We start from the raw sequence: 18658 nt of genomic DNA, 5'->3' as shown, positions 1-18658 counted from the left end.
CATACCGTAAGTTTAATAATAGTTATATCTATTATAGCAAATAATTACAAAATGGCAATAGCAAAAACAAATCTGTATCGTTTTTGATATTGCCATTGTTCTGCTTAATATACTTCTTAGCCAGGTACGGAAAACATCTCCTGAAATCAGGCGTAGTACTGTGCCTGTGCGTTGTAGAGAGAAGCATAAATACCTTCCAGCTTTAACAATTTTTCATGGTTTCCTCTCTCAGCGACCTTACCGCCATCAAGGACAATGATATCATTGCAGAACTTACAGCTGCTCATTCTATGGGATATATAGATTGCTGTCTTTCCGTTTATCATATTGTTGAAATTCTCATAAATCTCAGCTTCTGACAATGGATCAAGGGCTGCTGTAGGTTCATCCAGTATTACAAAAGGCCCATCCTTATAAAGTGCTCTTGCAATTGCCAGCTTCTGTGCCTCTCCGCCTGATATTTCAACTCCTACACCATTGCTCTTATACAATCTGGTATTTAGTCTGTCCGGCATAAGTTCCACTCTTTTCTTCATACCTGACTTCTCTAATACCTGCCACATTCTCTCTTCCTCTATTTCACTTCCGGAGGAGAGGTTCTCTCCTAAAGGTAAAGCCAGCAGTTTAAAATCCTGAAAGACTACGGAAAATATCTTTGTGTACTCTGCATAATCATAGTATTTTATATCAATCCCATTTAAGAGTATTCTTCCCTCTGTTGGATCATAGAGTCTGCATAGCAATTTGATCAAGGTTGTCTTCCCTGCCCCATTTCTTCCCACAATAGCAAATTTTTCTCCTACATTAAATTTGAGATTTATATTATCCAGAATCTTATCCGCCGTACCGGGGTACTGAAAGCTGACATTTTCAAGGCTGAATTCGTAATCTCCATCAGAACGCTTTTCAACCGGTAAGGTTCCCGTATAATTGACATTGGGCCTATTGATAAATTCCGTATAGCTGTTTAAATACTCAGCCCTGTATTTGAAATTATTAAATTCAATTATTTCGGTGCTGATAGAACTGGTAAGCTCAAGTATGGCTCCAGCATACATAAAGACTGCACCAATACTTATTATTCCATAGATTGCTTTACCTCCCACTACGATATACACCATAGCCGAGGTCAGTTGGGTAAGAAATACGATAACCCCTGTGTACTTTCCATCAGTAATACCCCATCTCAGGTAAAAGCCGTTTACACTGGTCATGATCTTACCAAAATAGTGTCCTACCAGCTCCTGCATGCTGTAGATACGAATATCCTTTCCATACTGATAATTGTTCATGATTGCAACCATATAGTTTGCCAGGGAATTGAAATGTTCATTTGCCTTTCCCATCTCATAATACTTTTTATAGGATTTACCGGATAATTTGAGGGATATGAACATTACAATACCAAATATAACGACCAACAGTACAGAGGACCAGGGAGAGTTAAAGAAGTTACTGCTGCTTGAATCCACCTGAGCAAACAATGATATTACAAAAGCAAAGGATAAAAGGATAGCAAATCCTTTCTCAATCAGGTTGTACATACTTTGAATCTGTTCGTCGATACCCCCTGTACTGCTCTCACCAGTCTGAACACGTCTGATGGCATCCATGGTCTCTGTTCGTTCAAAGACCTCATATTCCATGGTATAGGCCTTATCCGCAGTCTTTAGGAAAATGGTATCTGCACAGGTTTCCTTCAATACTGTAACAGACTGTCTGCAGGCTTTGTTGATAAGATTTAATACTAAAGTTGAAATCAACAAGATTGCAATATCAGTAATACTCTCTTTATATTTCCCTTCAAATACTTTGTTCAGAACTCTTCCATAGAAAACCAGATGTACAAAAGGCTGAACTGCTCCGGTTAACGCTCCGAGTATCATTATCCAGAGGATATTTGGGTGATCGGTCTGAATCAGCTTTAAAAAGCTGTAAAAATCATGACAGATTTTCTTCAGTTTCATATTCTTCCTCCTTATAGTACTGGCTCTGTACATTAAACATTTCCGCGTACTTTCCTTTTTGCTCCATTAGGCTATCATGGTTTCCTTCCTCTGCAATACGTCCGTTCTCCAGAAATAAAATATGATTACAGAACCTGGTGGATGCCAGCCGGTGGGAGATAAACAGAGAGGTCTTTCCTTTCAGCAGTCCCTGATATTTTTCATAGAGTTCACTCTCAGCAATCGCATCCAGTGCGGCCGTCGGCTCATCCAGTAGGAGAAGCCTGGCTTCTTTGTATAAAGCCTTTGCAAGCATCAGCTTCTGCAATTCACCACCGGACAGCTGTATACCGCTGTCATCCATATCTTTATTCAAATAGGTATCCGTGCCTTTCTCCAGCTTGTCTATTTTGGACTTTAAGCCTGACAACTCCAGTGCTTTATTAAGCTTTTCCTTATTAATATACTTCGTTTCTTCTCCGCTGATATTTTCTCCTATGGTAAAGGACAATGGGTTAGAGTCCTGGAACACAACTGCTATCTTTTTGAAATAGCCTTCGATATTCAGCTCCTTCATATCGACTCCATTGATGAGTATCCTTCCTTCTGTGGGTTGATAGAAACCGCACATCAGCTTAACAAGAGTGGTCTTACCCGCTCCATTGATACCAACCAGCGCAAAGGTATCTCCTTTTTTCATATGGAAACTTACATCTCTCAGAACATAATCAGAAGCACCTTTATAACGGTAGGATACGTGATCAAAAACAATGTCAAAAGCGGTATCTTCCTCCGTAATTTCTTTCCCTCCTTTGTGCCGGAACTCATCTTTTATGTCGATGAATTCTCTGAAATCTGATATCATCAGTAAATCTCTGCTTATCTTTGATATCTCCTCGGTAATCTTCATAACCCAGGTAGCAAGGCCTCCTACAATTCCGATGTATAACACGAAATAGGATACTTTCAGCCCGTTCATCAACAGATATATCAGGTATCCGTAACAGACAGCATCTCTGACAAACTTAAGGATTACTTCTACTACATCATTGGCATAATAAGCTCCCTGTATCTTCGTTTTGATATTTTTCAGGCTGCGGTTCGTCTTGTCATATACCCTGTCTATAAGCCGATTTAGCTGATACAGACGGATATCTTTTCCTGCCTTTAGGTCAAAGGCCTGTTCCTGCAGATATTTCTGTGTAACATTTAATTTAGACATTTCATCTTTTTTACTGTGCTCATAGCTCTTGGCTCTGTTATATACCAACATCTGAACCAGTGATATTACCACCAGAAGAAGAAGTATTACAGGATTGATTACTCCGATAATTGCAGCATAAGCTATCATCCCTAAAAGGTTCGTGAGAAGTTTCACATTATGATGCATAATGCCCTCGATGCCCTGCTGATTTGTATAAGTACCCCTGAGAGCCTTTTCCTTTTCTTCTCTGACACTTTCATTTTCATACAGCTGATAATCCATACCCATACATTTGCTGAACAGCCTGTGTGAAAATAACATCATTCTGATATCAATGTACTGATTTCTGTTTCTGGAGGTCAGAAATGCCTGTATGGCTGCAACGACTCCGTAGATTGCAAATAAAATTATTATGTTTCTTATAAATACATCAATGCCTGCTTTGTCTTCCAGAAGTCCGATTACTACAGAGGGAACAATTACAGCTCCCAGTGGCATCAATACTCCAAAGATGACTTCTGCAATACCGTAACCAATTAAGGACTTATCATAATTCCACATACCGGAAAGCATAAAACGGTAGTTATTAAACAGGGAATAAGGCGATTTACTTTTATTCATATATTCTCTCTCCATTCAGGCCTGACGGCTAATTCTTAATAACAACTGCTTGTTTGGAAGAAAAGCCCGGAATCAATGTAATCCGCATTCATACCAGACTTCCTTCCCAGGAAGAAATTCTTACCTCGCACTTACCCTGTCATATTATCATATTCTCCCGGCAGGTATGAAAAAAGTGCACGAATGGTAAATTTTCGTGCACCACTGGAATACTACTAAACTGGTTATACTAAAGCGGAAGCATTATTTCGGTTACAAAGACCCCCGGTTCATTTTTTCGATTAATATATCCTTCATACTTCTCAACAATATTGTTGATGCGCTTCAATCCATGTCCATGATTTCCTCTTTTGGTGGTGATATAGTCTTCATCAAGTTTTCGGATAACTTCACTTGTTGAATTCGTTACGGATATATATAACTGCTTTTTAAGAACCCCGATATAAAATCGTATAAATCTGCCTTCTGCCCTGTCCTCCATTTTCTCACAGGATTCCACAGCGTTATCTATGAGGTTTCCAATCAGCACACACAGGTCAATATCCGATACGGTTAATACAGCGGGTACCTCTGCCTTATAATTAATCTCTATATCACCTTTTAAAGCTAGTGATAACTTTGAGTTAAGAATCGCATCCACATGTACATTGCCGGACTCTATCAGGTGGTTGATACTGTCAAGGTCTGATTCCAGTCTGTTAAGATAACTGTTTGCCTCCTCTGTCTGCCCTAATTTCAAAAGTGCTTTCAGGGTCTGCAAATGGTTATGATAGTCATGTCTCCAGCCACGCATAGTCATGTAGATATTCTGAACTTCAACCACTTGCTTTGCTAACAGCTGGTTCTGATACAGCGTAGCGCTTTCCTCATAGCTCTTCTTTAAATAGCGGCTGTTGCTTTCCGTCAGCAGATACAGCAGTAATAATATATATTCATTTATAACCATACTTTGTCTATAATATACAGCGCCTCCCGCCACTACCGCTATGGCTAAGTAAAATAGTAAATGATAGACGGCAGACATTTTGCGGGATCTTACATGAAATAATTCAAAGGAAAACAACAGAAGGCACACCATTACCATAAGGCTTGCAAATTCTGTATGAAGTAACTTATCCAGTACAAACCATATACCACCGGTAAACAGGGGAATCACAGCTAAAGGCCACATATATCCAAGCCCCTTACCTTTGATGCATTGAAAGGAACTGTAGATAGACATGATCGCTACCGGCAGAATCTCCAAAATGATAGACATCAGTCCAGTCCTCCCTTATAGAATCTGATAAACGCTTCGTTAACGGCAGTATAAGAATTCCTGCTGATAGGTATTGTCTCTTTAGTGTTAATAATACATTCTGTTCTGGTTATTTTTTCTATACAGTTAAGATTAACAAGATAACTACGATGGGTTGGGACAAAGGCTTTTTTCAGCTGTTTATCCATCTCACTCATATTCATTTTCACCTCGTAAACCTTATCTGTTGTATGAATTCTTACGTAATGCCCCAAGGCCTCCACATAGTTTATAGCTTCAGTATTTAATTTGATATTTTCCCTGTCCACCATTATAATAATATAATCTGCCTCTTTTGTAAGCAGACTTTGAACCTGGTCAAGCAAAGGAAATAACTGAGTCTCTGTAAGGGGTTTTAATAAATACCTTACAGCTCCTACTTCATATCCTTCAAATACATATTCCTTGCTGTTGGAGAGAAATGCAATTGTCACATGCTTGTCTACCTGCCTGATATTTCTTGCCAGCTCTACTCCATTCATCTTATCCATTTCAATATCCAACAGTATAAAGTCAAAGGAAAAGTTCCCCTGGTTCTCAAAGAGCATTTCCTCAGCACTCTGGTATACACTGATTTCACACTTTTTCTCCTGCTTTATTTCCCACTTATCTATTAATTCCTTTAAATATACATATTGAACTTTTTCATCGTCACAATAAGCAATTCTCATATCTGACTCCCAACTGTTTTGCAGCACGGGTAATTAATTAAGTATGTTTAAGCACTTCCTACACGCCTTAACCCGCTGCCTTTCCTCTGTTTTCTTTAATAGATGTATTTTAACATCTAGTTACCGGATTGCAAAGTACTTTTTCACCACCAGCATTTCAGGTGAAGCAATCTGCCTTTTCTATAAGGCACAGAAAGCTCCAGTACTTGTCTTTACATATTGCAACAAATTAATTGTTCCATTATGAGTTGAAAAGTTCTGGAGCCTTGCAGTTTTGTTGTAATAAATTTTTATATACTTATATCTTAAATCTTGAGACTGCCTGTCTCATCTCTTTTGTCCGGTTCCCTAAATTAACTGCAGACGCGGCTACATCCTCCGTGGACTTTGCGATTTCCTCTGTGGAGGCAGAGATTTCTTCGGAGGAAGCAGAGGTCTCCTCTGATACGGCAGAGATCTCTTCAATTCTGCTCATAATATCATTCTTCTCTGAATTTATAGAGTTCGCAGACTGATTGACCCTATCGATCTTAGGCAGGATTTCATTTACTGCTTCTATAATTGCATGGAAGGATATAAGCGTTGATTCAATAGCTGATGACTGGTTCGTGAATTCACTGCTTACAAAACCGGCAGTTTCCATCATAGTCTCGCCTTCCTTTTGTATGTCATCAATCAATACTGAAATGTTAACTGCAGAAGCTCTGGACTGTTCAGCAAGTTTTCGTATTTCTTCTGCCACTACTGCGAAGCCCTTACCCGACTCCCCTGCTCTGGCAGCTTCAATTGCCGCATTTAACGATAACAGATTGGTCTGTTCGGATATGGAATTGATCAAGTTCGTAATCTCATTTATTTTACTGATATTCTGATTAAGATTTGCAATGCCTCCCTCAAACTTGGAGAAGGCAACATTTAAATCATTAACTGATTTTGCAAGGCTTTGCATTTTTTCGTTACTTTCCTGAGAGGAGTTAAAGATTTCCCCTGCATTGCCGTCTACTTTTTTGATATCAGCGGTTATTCTGTCTATATTGGAGCCAAATACACTGATACCTTCTGTAATTTCAGCTAACGCGTCTGTCTGGGAAATAGTACCTCTTGCTACTTCCTGAATCGAATTTGTCATTACATTGGTAGAGGCACTCATTTCCTGGGATACAGCAGATAAGCTTTCTGCGTCTTCATCTATCTGTGTAGAGTTGACAATAACAAGTCCAAGCATTTCTTTTAAAGACTCCTGCATGGAATCAAGGCCGTTTAACATCTGCCCTACTTCATCCTTTATCTTTAAGTGCTTTTCACTGATCTTCACTGTGAAATCTCCCTGAGCGATTGGCTTCATATAATTTACTGCCAGTTTAATGCCTTTGGTAATACTGCCGGAGATAATGAAAATAAGGACACTGGAGATTATCAGGAAGATAACTGCCAGTACGATACAGACAGCTGTGAGCCAGGTAAGTTCAGAGAGCAGCTCACTGTTTTCTATTGTAACTCCCAAAGACCAGCCGGTATCTCCTACCGGAGTATATGCCATGAATTTATCTACTCCCGTATAATAATAATTACCGTGACCTGCTTCACCGGCAACCATTTTCTTCTCCAGCTCTACAAGAGACTTCAGGTCAGGATTTTCTTTCACATTTTCGATGTCATTATCCTGCTTATTCACTAATTCCTGGTTGTAGTGTGCAATCTTTACTCCGTCTTTGTTAAGCATAAATGCTTTACCGGTATCACCGAAGGTAATTGCATTTACTATGTTGCTGATTTCACTGCCGTCTTTTAAGGCTGTCAGTACTCCTGTTACTTGTCCGCCTTTTATGACAGGCACTGCATAAACTTCAACAATTATGCCTTCACTCTTGCTCATCAGAGGATCTGAGGCATTGGCTTCCCCTTTTGTTGCTTTGGCAAAATAATCTCTGTCAGCTACATTTGAATTGGTGCCGTTACTAAAAATTGCATTTCCCTCCAGATCTACAATGCCTATTTTGAGATATCCGTTCTTCTCAATTGCTGCTGCATAACGTGCCAGCTTCTCTTCATTGCTCAGTGTGTCATCTGTGAGGAATTCATTTTGTGCCAGTGTTTCCAGAACCGAAAGCTGCCAGTTGATCTTACTTTCAACTACTTCTGCTCCCTGCTCGACCATTGCCTCCATGGTCTTTTCAGCTGTCTTTGTTAATGCAGTCTGCGCACTGAGAATTGATAATACACTTACTCCGGTTATTACGGCAAAGACTAATGCTACAGTAAATAAAATAAGTTTGGTTCTAATGCTCTTCATCTTTAACTCCCTTTCCCATGAAAGATTTCATCTGATACCCTACTATCAGCATGACATTTTAATACATTATATCACATATCTCGACATTGTGAATAGAAACCTTTATGGTGTGCGGATTTTTACTTTTAACTGCTAATTTTGCTTAATTTACAGGATATTTTGTGAATATTTTCTGGGATTTACCGCTGACCAACTCCGGTAAATCCTGTTCTGCTGACAATATCTATGCTATACTAATTTAGTCGAGGTTCAATCTGATATTCACGAAAGGGGTTATTATGGATGGAGAATTTATTTCAATCAGCAAAATGGCCAAGCTGCATCATCTTACCAGGCAAACACTCATCTACTACGATCATATAGATCTGTTAAAACCAGTATATGTTAACGAACATGGCTACCGTTATTACAGCATATACCAGATACCCTTTCTCAGGGAAATCTGCCTTCTTAAAAAGTTAGGGGTAAAATTGGAGGACATTAAGAACAGTATTGAGAATAGAAACCCTGATTCGGTGATTAATCTATTAGAAAGGCAAAGAAATCAAATTGAAGAGCAAATACAGGAGTTAAACAGAACCAGCATGCTCCTGCAGCAGCGAATTAACTTTTATGAAGATACACGGGTGAGTCATATTCTTAACACACCAATTATTAAAACCCTCCCTCCCAGAAAAGTCCTGTATATGCCTTTTCCATCAAAGCCCGGTAAAGATATACTTCGTCTTACACTGATGAAGGGCTGGAATCTGCTATATGATTACCGCATCCTGCCCTCCAATGGTTTTGGCACACTTATCCGGCAAAGCAGCTTTGGTACGGAGGATTTTTATAAGGACGCAGGTATCTTTATAGTCCTTCCTGACACACAGGAAGATATCCCCGGTTTTATTAATATTTCCGGCATCGAGGATATTCCCGGCACTACCTTTGCATGTATGTATAAATACTCTTTCCCATATGATGAGAAGGATTTTCGTTTCCTTAAAGAGTGGATACATAAACAGCATTATGAGATAATTGGCGACGTACTTGATGTCTGTTTGTTAGATGCTACCTTCTACACCTCAGAAAATGAGGTGGATTATTGCTGTCTTCAAATACCTGTGAGAAAATTATAGATATTTTTTAGATTTTACTTGACTGTATAGTAACAATACAGTTCATAGTATTCTTATTGTCCTGATAAATTACAGCAGATAATTGTGTTTCGGACATAATCTAAATAAGAAGAGGTATAACAAGATGCCAATCGGAATTATCGTGAACAGCCTGGCAATACTCACAGGCGGCGCTTCAGGCGTCTTATTGGGTAATAAACTTCCCGAGCAGCTGCGAAACAACCTGACCTTAATCTTTGGTGTTGCTTCCATGTCAATGGGTATTGCTTCTATTGTTAATTTAACCAACCTGCCAGCGGTTATTTTTGCTGTTATCATCGGTACTGCAATAGGAGAAATAATCCGTCTGGAGCACGGTATAAGTCTGGCTGCCAGTAAGGTGCAGGCTCCTGTCGCCAGAATCTTTTCCCTTAAAAGCGATAGTATAGGCAAGGAGGAGCTCCTTCAAAAACTCGTAAGTATTATTGTATTATTCTGTGCCAGCGGAACCGGTATTTTCGGATCTCTGCAATCCGGTATGACAGGAGACCACACCATACTAATTTCCAAATCTATCCTGGACTTTTTTACTGCTGCTATTTTCGGTGCCAGTCTCGGATTTATTGTCTGCCTGGTCTGTATTCCACAGTTCATCATCTTTTTTATTTTATTTCTTAGTGCAGTTTTTATTCTGCCGCTGACCACGAAAGAAATGCTAAATGATTTTACAGCCTGCGGTGGTATCCTGATGCTTGCAACCGGTTTGCGTATCTCAGGTATAAAGTCCTTTCCGGTAGCCAATATGCTTCCTGCCATGGTATTGGTTATGCCCTTTTCCTATTTCTGGTCCCATGTGATACTGCCTTTATTATAATACGCACATTTAATACTTATAAGTTAAAGCGGGTAAAACCTTCTGTAAGCGAAGGCAGTAAGGCATAACTGGCTGTCTGCAAAGCAATGGATTAAAAAGAGAGTATCCCTAACCAATGAACTGCCCCCATAAGTCAGACTAAAAATCTAACATATAGGAGGTCAGTTCAAATCTTTTAGGAATACTCTCTTTTTCTATTATTATATCATTACATATTCTTTTAATATTCCAGTTACGGAAACCGATAATACAATTTTATCTATTATAGATTATTCTGTAATATCAGCATACTGGAAGTACCAGTATCCATAAGGAGAATGCCAGGAACCTGTAATTTTTGAGCTCTGAAGATAGAAGTCATTGTAATAAGCAACCGGAATAATACCAGCTTCAGCCATTACTAAATCTTCTGCCTCATGCAGATATCCGGAACGAGTCTTAGGATCTGTCTCAGCAGCTGCTTTCTTCATTAACTCATCATATGCAGGATTATTGTACTTGGCATTATTGTTACCATTTGTACTAACCATAAGGTCGAGCATGTTGGAAGGATCATTGTAATCGAACACCCAACCGTCACGGCTTGCTTCATAATCTCCGGCACGACGCATAGGAGTAAAGGAAGCCCACTCAACAACGTTAACATTTACAGTAACTCCAAGCTCTTTCCAAGCCTGCTGTAAATACTGAGCAACAACCTTGTGGTAACCGGTATCATTAAGGGAGTAGTTGATAACCGGGAACCCTTTTCCGTCAGGATATCCGGCTTCTTTCATAAGTTCTTTTGCTTTTGCAAGGTTTCCGGCATGATCTTCAATGTTGATATAAGGAGCTCCGCCGTTAGCGTTATCCATAAAGTAGCTGCCATCCCAATCTACAACACCAGTACCGATGAAGTTAGTAGCAGGAGTATAGGTTCCCTGCATTAATGTATTAGCTACATATTTTCTATCAATTGCAAGGCTTAAGGCCTGACGTACTTTCGGATCAGAAAACTGATCAAGTGTGTTATTAAGATCAATATAATAGGTTCCTAAATTAGGATCAATGTGGAATTCTGGATTACCCTGCAGTGAAGGAATTTCAGCTGTAGGAACATCTTTGATCATCATTGCTTCACTACTTTGGTAAGCACCATATGAAGCATTTGGATCTTCAATCAGAAGAAGCTTAATGGAATCCAGTTTAATTGAAGCAGCATCCCAGTAGTTGGGATTCTTAGTAAACAGGATGTAGGAACTGGGTACCCACTCAGTGATATAGAAAGGACCATTGCTGATATATGTTTCAGGCTTTGTAGCCCAAGCATCACCGTTCGCTTCGATTGTTGCCTTATTTACGGGGCTTAATACACCGAATGCTGCAAGCTTATCAAAATATGCGCAAGGATTTGAAAGTTCAACTTTAAATGTTGTGTCATCAGGTGCAGATACTGCTAAAGCGTCTATGTCGCCGCCAGCAGCTTCAGCATAACCTTTAACCATACCAAGTACTGTCTCGCCATAAGGAGCAGCGGTAGCAGGGTCAGCAACACGTTTCCAGCTGTATACGAAATCATTTGCTGTTAAAGGAGAGCCATCAGACCATTTTAACCCTGCACGGAGCTTAAATGTCCAGGTAAGGCCGTCAGGACTTACTTCATAAGACTCAGCAGCGCCGGGGATAACCTTGTTATCCTTATCAATTGCTAACAGGGTATCAAATGCGAATAATAGCATGTTACCACCATCAACAGCACTGTTAAGAGCAGGATCAAGAGTTTCAGGGTTAGGACCGATCTGCGCTACCAGCTGTTTTGCTGATTCAGAAGGTGTGTCTGTGGTGCCGGCATCACTGCCGCTGTTAGTACCGTTACTGCCGTTGTTCTTATTAGTGTCAGCTTTGCCGCAAGCCGCAAGAACTGTTGTTGCCATCATAATAAGAATTAATAAAAGTGAAAGCTTTCTTTTCATAAATTTCCTCCTTTTAAGGTTTATATACAATTCACCGTTTCGGTGAGATTGGGCAATATCAGGGAACCGTTATTATTTTACACGGTCAAGGTGGTGGCAGGCTGCATAATGTCCGGCGGATACTTCCTTAAATACCGGTTCTTCAGCAGCACAACGCTCATCCGCATAAGGGCAGCGGGTTCGAAAGCGGCATCCGGAAGGCGGAAATACGGGACTTGGTACATCCCCTGCAAGGACTATACGCTTGGAGTTTCTTGTAGTTTTCGGATCTGCAACGGGGATTGCAGAAATCAGGCTTCGTGTATAAGGATGAACACTATGAGTTGTTAATTCATAACTGTCTGCTAATTCTACCAGCTTACCCAGATACATTACGCCGATACGGTTGGAAATATGCTTTACAACGCTGAGATTATGGGAGATAAACAAATAAGTAAGTCCCATATTCGCCTGGAGTTCTTCAAACATGTTGACTACCTGGGCCTGAATGGATACATCCAAGGCAGAAATCGGTTCATCACAGACAATGAATTCAGGGTTAACTGCCAGAGCTCTGGCGATGCCTACACGCTGACGCTGTCCGCCGGAAAATTCATGGGGATAACGATTGGCATGCTCCGTATTAAGACCAACAAGGCTTAACAGTTCAACTATACGGTCGCGGCGTTCTTTTGCATTAGCAGCCAGCTTGTGAATATCTATGGCTTCACCCACAATATCACCAACTGTCATACGAGGGTCCAGACTGGCGTATGGATCCTGGAATACTATCTGCATCTTCCTGCGGTAAGGAAGCATTTTTGCATGAGTAATGTCTTTACCGTCATATATTATCTTACCTCCCGTTGGTTCATGGAGGCGAAGGAGGGTTCTGCCGGTAGTTGTCTTGCCACAACCGGATTCTCCTACCAGACCGAGGGTTTCTCCTTTGTTTACAAAAAAGGATACATCATCTACAGCCTTTACTACTCTTTTCTCTCCGAATTTTCCACCATGTACAGGAAAATACTGTTTAAGGTGCTCTACCTCGACCAGTTTCTTATTTTCCATTGGTCTGCACCTCCCCTTTTTCAAATTTCTCTTTATCCAAGAGCCAGCAGGCACTGTAATGATCCTCTGCAACCTGTGTGTACGCAGGCATTGTACGAAGACAGATCTTCATACAGGCGCGGCAGCGGGGTGCAAAAGGACATCCGGCCGGCGGATTCAGCATATCTACAGGCTGACCTTCAATGGGGATCAGCTTCTTATGGTCTGTGTCATTCAGACTTGGAACACTTTGCAGCAGTCCTTTGGTATATTCATGAGACGGATGATAGAAGATTTCATCTGTAGTTCCTGTCTCTACAACCTTACCGGCATACATTACGGCTATTCTGTCACACATGCCGGCTACTACACCGAGATCATGGGTTATTAGAATAATGGCCATTCCAAGCTTATTCTTAAGTTCCGTCATCAGCTCTAAAATCTGTGCCTGAATGGTAACGTCAAGAGCTGTTGTGGGTTCGTCTGCAATCAGCAGTTTCGGTTCACAGGCAAGAGCCATGGCAATCATAACACGCTGACGCATACCGCCGGATAATTCATGAGGATGCTGTTTCAGACGTTTCTCCGGCTCGTTGATACCAACCAGCTGAAGTAATTCCTTTGCTCTGTCAAAAGCCTGCTTTTTATTTTTATCAGTATGGAGCAGGATTGCTTCCATTATCTGATTACCGATAGTGAATACGGGATTCAAGCTGGTCATGGGATCCTGAAATATAATGGATACTTCATTACCGCGAATCTTACGCATTTCTTTTTCTTTCATCTTATTAATATGATGGCCGTTAAAATAGATATCTCCGCCTATCATACGTCCCGGATGTGCAGTAATTCCCATAAGGCTGTAGGCCGTTACGGATTTTCCGGAACCACTCTCTCCAACTATTCCCAGTACTTCGCCTTCTCTGACAGACAGAGAGACATCATTAAGGGATTTTACTTCACCTGCAGGGGTAAAGAATGAGAGCCGCTCATTTTGTATATCAACTAAATATTCATTCATTTAAAGTTACTCCTCTCCACCTGTCAGCTCTTCATCTTGGGATCGAATGCGTCACGCAGACCGTCACCAAATAAATTGAAGCTGAGGATAATGAGACTGATGGTGATAGCCGGAGCTATCAGCAAATATGGATAAGTATTCAAACCATTTACGGCATCACTTGCAAGGGAGCCCAAGGAGGGAAGCGGAATCGCAACACCTAATCCTAAGAAGCTTAAGAAGCTTTCCGTAAAAATGGAGGCTGGAATCTGTAAGGTTGTTGTTACAATCAAAGTACCGATACAATTGGTCAGCAGATGCTTGCGGATAATACGTCCGTTAGAAGCACCCAGGGCTTTGGCTGCGGTCACATACTCACTTTGTTTTAAAGTAAGTACCTGGCTTCTTACGATACGAGCCATACCAACCCAGTAGAGCAGTGCAAATACCAGGAAGATACTGATAAGATTGACACCTACTGTCTGTATCCATTGAAAGCCCGGCTTTGTCGCCAAAGTTTTCATAGGCTCATTTATAGCAAAAGATATTAATACTATCAATAAAATATCAGGTACCGTGTATACTATATCCGCCAGACGCATCATGATCATATCTGTCCAGCCGCCAAAGAAACCGGCTACGGAACCGTAAAGTGATCCGATTATTAAAATGATTCCTGAAGCGATAAGCCCGACCAACAGAGATATTCGGCTTCCCACCATCAATCGTACTGCATAATCACGACCCAGGTTATCCGTTCCCAGAAGATGAGGGAATACCTTCTCGCCGGAATCAATCCTTGCCTGCTCCTGTACGGAATAGGTCATAGGCTTTAGGTATTCGGAACCCTGAATCTGCTGGTCATATTTATAAGGATATAAACCGGGAACGAAAAAGGAAAATATCATTATAAACAGAATGATAGCAAGGCTTACCATTGCAACCTTATTCTTACCCAATCTTTTTAATGCATCTTTCCAGAAGCTTACGCTGGGGCGCATCAGCACCAGGCTCTGCTTCTCATCATCAGTAGCAGGCAGAAAGTCATCCACCTTTAACTGAAAGCTCAATATATTCTTTTCCTTCATATCTTCCTCCTAATTCAGCTGAATACGAGGGTCGATTAATTTATAAACAATATCAACCAGGGTATTCATCACGATAACAAGCGTTGCAAGAAAAATGGTAGTACCCATGATAACGGTATAATCACGATTCATGATGGAACTTACGAACTGACCGCCAAGTCCTGGGATAACAAAGATCTTTTCAACGATGAAACTACCTGTCAGGGTGTATGCCAACAGGGGGCCGACATAAGTAATTACCGGCAGTATCGCGTTACGCAGAGCATGTTTGAAAAGGGATAAGAACTGAGAAACACCTTTCGCTCTGGAGGTACGGATATAATCCTGTCCTATTACGTCCAGCATAGATGAACGCATCAATCTGGTAATGTAAGCTGTGGGATAGAAGGAAAGTGCAAAAACCGGCAGGATATAATGTAATGGTGAAGTAAGTCCAAAGGTGGGAAGCCAGCCTAAATGTACACCAAATACGTACATACCCACAGTACAGATAACAAAGCTTGGTACTGCAATACCCCCTGTAGCAATGACGATAATAAAATTATCCAGCCACTTGCCTCTGTTAACTGAAGCTACACAGCCAAGAGGAATTCCTATCAATAACGCAACAACAACGGAAATACCACCAAGTCTTGCTGAGATTGGAAATTTACTGAATATGATATCGGTGACATCACGACCTCTTTGCTTTAAGCTAAGACCAAGATCTCCATGAAGTACGTTAACCATATAATTTTTATATTGCACAATCAGTGGCTTATCCAGACCGAACTTTTCTCTCAGTGCCTGCTGAGCCTGCTCACTGATGGATTTTTCTGCAACAAATGGACCGCCTGGTACCAGGTTCATAAGGAAAAACGTTATGGTGGCAACCAGGAATATGGTCAGGATTGCCGCACCCACCCTTTTAAGAATGTACTTACCCATACAATAACCTACCTTTTATCTTTTATTATAACACTATGATATATCAAATATTAATTGCAAACCCTTTAACCATAAAGACATATTTACCCAGAAATAAAAAAAATTGCACCTGTGGCGTGTATATTATACACATCCTTGTGCAAATTCGAGTTGGTAAATTATATATTATAACCAATATATGTTAAGTATAAGCAATTTATATATCACTTTTTAAAGAATAGTATAAAACATTATAAATGTCAAGTGTAAACAAATACCTGTACTTTACCATAATGAAATTCTACATTTTTATAACATTTTCACTAATAAAAAAACATTTTTTATCCTCAGTAAATGCTTTATATTCCGCTGTTTTACTGTATAAACAATGATTTTCTATCTTTATGTAAATAACATGTATACAATTTCATTATAACCGGTACGACGGTACATTCCTACAAAATATTTTGGATAATTGAGGAATTGTTGTGTGATTTTATATTTTATTCTATTAAAATATTAACAATACAGTTGAATATAATATAAATAACTCCTTGCACTGCCATGTATAAAACCAGGAACTACTGTGAACTCTCTGACGGCAGCATATCATGGCTAGGTCAGGTTCATTCAGCAGTAACCCCTGTTAATTTATTTATTTTAATCCTCTGTCTGTGTGTCGAAAATTGCTTATATTCCTGCTATATTTTGAAGGCGGCAATACTCAACGTTCTACCAGATACCCTGCGCCAGCATAGCATCAGATACCTTTAAAAAGCCTGCGATATTAGCACCAAGAACATAGTTGTCCTTCGCCCCGTACTGCTCCGCAGCTTCAGACATACTCACGAAAATATTTTTCATAATCTTCTTCAGCCTGTCATCCACTTCTTCAAAGGACCAGCTGAGTCTCTCACTGTTCTGGGACATTTCAAGAGCGGACGTAGCAACACCACCTGCATTGGCTGCCTTACCGGGAGCAAATAATACTCCTTTTTCCTGCAGGAAGAGGGTAGCGTCAAGAGAAGTCGGCATATTGGCTCCTTCCGCTACCGCAATACAGCCGTTCTCCACCAGAGCTTTTGCATCTTCTATCAGTAATTCATTCTGAGTCGCACAGGGCAGTGCTATATCACATTTAACACTCCATACTCCTTTGCCTTCTTTATATTCAGCCTGAGGGCGGTACTTGATATATTCTGTCAGCCTGGCTCTTTTTACTTCTTTTATCTCTTTTAATGCCGCTAAATCTATTCCTTCTGCATCATATACCCAGCCATTTGAATCACTTACGGTTATTACTGTAGCGCCAAGTTCCTGGATTTTTTCAGCTGCATATATGGCAACATTACCTGAGCCGGATATCGCTACCTTTTTACCCTCAATGGAATGACCATGAGCTTTTAACATTTCCTCTGTCAGGTATACAAGGCCATAACCAGTTGCTTCCTTTCTGACTAAGGAACCGCCGTAGGTCAGTCCTTTACCGGTTAGCACTCCCTCATAAGTGCCTCTGATCTTTTTATATTGACCGTACATATAACCTATTTCTCTTGCTCCCGTACCGATGTCACCTGCCGGTACATCAGTATCTGCACCTATATACTTATATAACTCTGTCATAAAGCTGGTACAAAACGCCAGTACTTCTCTGTCAGATTTATTCTTTGGGTCAAAATCAGAACCGCCTTTTCCGCCTCCTATGGGCAGGCCTGTAAGTGAATTCTTAAATATCTGCTCAAAACCAAGGAATTTTATAATTCCGATATTAACGGAAGGATGAAGTCTTAATCCTCCTTTATAAGGTCCTATGGCATTGTTGAACTGAACACGGTAACCGGTATTAACCTGTACCTTGCCGCTGTCATCTACCCAGGGAACTTTAAACTTTATCTGACGGTCGGGTTCAACCAGACGCTCCAGCAAAGCTTCCTTACGAAATTTCTCTTCATTAGCCTCCACTACAGGACGTAATGACTCCAATACTTCTTTCACTGCCTGGTGAAATTCTGCTTCTGAAGGATTTTTGCGAATCACCATATCAATTATTTCATTTATATAATCCATACTTCTCCTCGCCACCTCTCTTAGCTGTATGAATTATTGTGGCCTACTCTTAAATTTTCATACAGCCTGAGCTGCCAAAGCCATACAATTTCCCGGCATCGTAGCTATACCAATATATGTAAAACAAAAAAGGGTAACACAAAGACAGGGTTACCCTTTGGCCTCGCTCAAAATAATTATAAGCGATATCTCGTTATTTTTCAACAGTTTAATTTGATGCAGTAATAAAGCTTCCTTATTATATGTAGTATTAATCCGATGCTGTTAATGCCAGCAGCAAATCCCCGGGGATTATTACTTTGTATCTATTAACTTTATGTTCTACCTTTTTTACATCCTTCAGATACTTTAACAAACTGTTATAGTGTAACACCTTTTCAAGCAAGAAGACTTTTTTCTTAAACTGAAATTTCGTATTTTTCTGTGATTTTTTTGTCTTTTGGTTTTTAATAAAGAAATAATAGAACTAATTGGTTGTTGAAATATCACTATGTCCCATCTGCTCAAGAATTATGGTTTCATCTACATTATTAAATTTAGAGTCTTAAACGTACAATAAAGTTCAAGAAAGTTGTTTGTTACTTGAAGTGTATAAAAGGTAATTTGAAGA

At 40.2% G+C, this 18658-nt stretch carries 13 protein-coding genes; 2 read left to right on the top strand and 11 right to left on the bottom strand.

Annotation, left to right across the window (positions count from 1 at the left end; genetic code table 11):
- Window positions 1–146: 146 nt before the first annotated feature.
- From BR73_RS0103510 to BR73_RS0103490, 5 genes are all read right to left on the bottom strand, one after another.
- A complete protein-coding gene (locus BR73_RS0103510; protein WP_197032613.1) occupies window positions 147–1967 on the bottom strand; it encodes an ABC transporter ATP-binding protein in 1821 nt (606 codons plus the stop codon).
- Window positions 1942–3771 carry an ABC transporter ATP-binding protein gene (locus BR73_RS0103505; RefSeq protein ID WP_033164424.1) on the bottom strand — a complete coding sequence of 610 codons (1830 nt, stop codon included), beginning with the start codon at window positions 3769–3771 and terminating at the stop codon, window positions 1942–1944. The genes BR73_RS0103510 and BR73_RS0103505 overlap by 26 nt, the downstream gene beginning before the upstream one ends.
- 229 nt (window positions 3772–4000) lie before the next feature.
- Window positions 4001–5029, bottom strand: a complete 1029-nt coding sequence (locus BR73_RS0103500) for a sensor histidine kinase (protein WP_242860615.1) — start codon at window positions 5027–5029, stop codon at window positions 4001–4003.
- Window positions 5029–5739 carry a LytTR family DNA-binding domain-containing protein gene (locus BR73_RS0103495; RefSeq protein WP_033164423.1) on the bottom strand — a complete coding sequence of 237 codons (711 nt, stop codon included), beginning with the start codon at window positions 5737–5739 and terminating at the stop codon, window positions 5029–5031. Before BR73_RS0103495 ends, BR73_RS0103500 begins: the two co-directional genes overlap by 1 nt.
- A 298-nt stretch (window positions 5740–6037) precedes the next feature.
- Window positions 6038–8032 carry a methyl-accepting chemotaxis protein gene (locus BR73_RS0103490; protein ID WP_033164422.1) on the bottom strand — a complete coding sequence of 665 codons (1995 nt, stop codon included), beginning with the start codon at window positions 8030–8032 and terminating at the stop codon, window positions 6038–6040.
- 278 nt (window positions 8033–8310) lie between these two features.
- On the opposite strand from BR73_RS0103490, the gene BR73_RS0103485 reads away from it, so the two are divergent.
- The gene (locus BR73_RS0103485; RefSeq protein ID WP_033164421.1) at window positions 8311–9153 is read left to right on the top strand and encodes a MerR family transcriptional regulator; all 843 of its coding nucleotides are present in this window, start codon (window positions 8311–8313) and stop codon (window positions 9151–9153) included.
- Between the two features lie 124 nt (window positions 9154–9277).
- Window positions 9278–10006 (top strand): DUF554 domain-containing protein, encoded by a 729-nt coding sequence (locus BR73_RS0103480; protein ID WP_033164420.1) that lies wholly within the window; start codon window positions 9278–9280, stop codon window positions 10004–10006.
- Window positions 10007–10275: 269 nt separating this feature from the next.
- On the opposite strand, the gene BR73_RS0103475 is transcribed toward BR73_RS0103480, so the two are convergent.
- From BR73_RS0103475 to gdhA, 6 genes are all read right to left on the bottom strand, one after another.
- Window positions 10276–11958, bottom strand: coding sequence for a peptide ABC transporter substrate-binding protein (locus tag BR73_RS0103475; RefSeq protein WP_033164419.1), 1683 nt, complete (start codon window positions 11956–11958; stop codon window positions 10276–10278).
- 72 nt (window positions 11959–12030) lie between these two features.
- Window positions 12031–13008 carry an ABC transporter ATP-binding protein gene (locus BR73_RS0103470; protein WP_033164418.1) on the bottom strand — a complete coding sequence of 326 codons (978 nt, stop codon included), beginning with the start codon at window positions 13006–13008 and terminating at the stop codon, window positions 12031–12033.
- Window positions 12998–14008, bottom strand: a complete 1011-nt coding sequence (locus BR73_RS0103465; protein WP_033164417.1) for an ABC transporter ATP-binding protein — start codon at window positions 14006–14008, stop codon at window positions 12998–13000. The genes BR73_RS0103470 and BR73_RS0103465 overlap by 11 nt, the downstream gene beginning before the upstream one ends.
- A gap of 23 nt (window positions 14009–14031) precedes the next feature.
- Window positions 14032–15075, bottom strand: coding sequence for an ABC transporter permease (locus tag BR73_RS0103460; RefSeq protein WP_033164416.1), 1044 nt, complete (start codon window positions 15073–15075; stop codon window positions 14032–14034).
- Window positions 15076–15084: 9 nt separating this feature from the next.
- Window positions 15085–16002, bottom strand: coding sequence for an ABC transporter permease (locus tag BR73_RS0103455; protein ID WP_033164415.1), 918 nt, complete (start codon window positions 16000–16002; stop codon window positions 15085–15087).
- A gap of 711 nt (window positions 16003–16713) precedes the next feature.
- Entirely contained in the window at window positions 16714–18048 is a 1335-nt protein-coding gene (gene gdhA / locus BR73_RS0103450) for an NADP-specific glutamate dehydrogenase (protein ID WP_033164414.1), read from the bottom strand.
- Window positions 18049–18658: the final 610 nt, after the last annotated feature.

It is taken from the genome of Clostridium sp. KNHs205 (genome assembly GCF_000702945.1).
Classification (GTDB): domain Bacteria; phylum Bacillota; class Clostridia; order Lachnospirales; family Lachnospiraceae; genus Anaerocolumna.
The sequence above is the reverse complement of the archived record's forward strand: the minus strand, read 5'-3'. Positions and strand labels throughout refer to the sequence as shown.

What these genes read in the sequence shown, in the direction of transcription:
- BR73_RS0103510 (WP_197032613.1), bottom strand. Translation starts at nt 1,967, where the DNA reads ATGAAACTGAAGAAAATCTGTCATGATTTTTACAGCTTTTTAAAGCTG.
- BR73_RS0103465 (WP_033164417.1), bottom strand. Translation starts at nt 14,008, where the DNA reads ATGAATGAATATTTAGTTGATATACAAAATGAGCGGCTCTCATTCTTT.
- BR73_RS0103485 (WP_033164421.1), top strand. Translation starts at nt 8,311, where the DNA reads ATGGATGGAGAATTTATTTCAATCAGCAAAATGGCCAAGCTGCATCAT.
- BR73_RS0103470 (WP_033164418.1), bottom strand. Translation starts at nt 13,008, where the DNA reads ATGGAAAATAAGAAACTGGTCGAGGTAGAGCACCTTAAACAGTATTTT.
- BR73_RS0103480 (WP_033164420.1), top strand. Translation starts at nt 9,278, where the DNA reads ATGCCAATCGGAATTATCGTGAACAGCCTGGCAATACTCACAGGCGGC.
- BR73_RS0103505 (WP_033164424.1), bottom strand. Translation starts at nt 3,771, where the DNA reads ATGAATAAAAGTAAATCGCCTTATTCCCTGTTTAATAACTACCGTTTT.
- BR73_RS0103460 (WP_033164416.1), bottom strand. Translation starts at nt 15,075, where the DNA reads ATGAAGGAAAAGAATATATTGAGCTTTCAGTTAAAGGTGGATGACTTT.
- gdhA (WP_033164414.1), bottom strand. Translation starts at nt 18,048, where the DNA reads ATGGATTATATAAATGAAATAATTGATATGGTGATTCGCAAAAATCCT.
- BR73_RS0103490 (WP_033164422.1), bottom strand. Translation starts at nt 8,032, where the DNA reads ATGAAGAGCATTAGAACCAAACTTATTTTATTTACTGTAGCATTAGTC.
- BR73_RS0103455 (WP_033164415.1), bottom strand. Translation starts at nt 16,002, where the DNA reads ATGGGTAAGTACATTCTTAAAAGGGTGGGTGCGGCAATCCTGACCATA.
- BR73_RS0103475 (WP_033164419.1), bottom strand. Translation starts at nt 11,958, where the DNA reads ATGAAAAGAAAGCTTTCACTTTTATTAATTCTTATTATGATGGCAACA.
- BR73_RS0103495 (WP_033164423.1), bottom strand. Translation starts at nt 5,739, where the DNA reads ATGAGAATTGCTTATTGTGACGATGAAAAAGTTCAATATGTATATTTA.
- BR73_RS0103500 (WP_242860615.1), bottom strand. Translation starts at nt 5,029, where the DNA reads ATGTCTATCATTTTGGAGATTCTGCCGGTAGCGATCATGTCTATCTAC.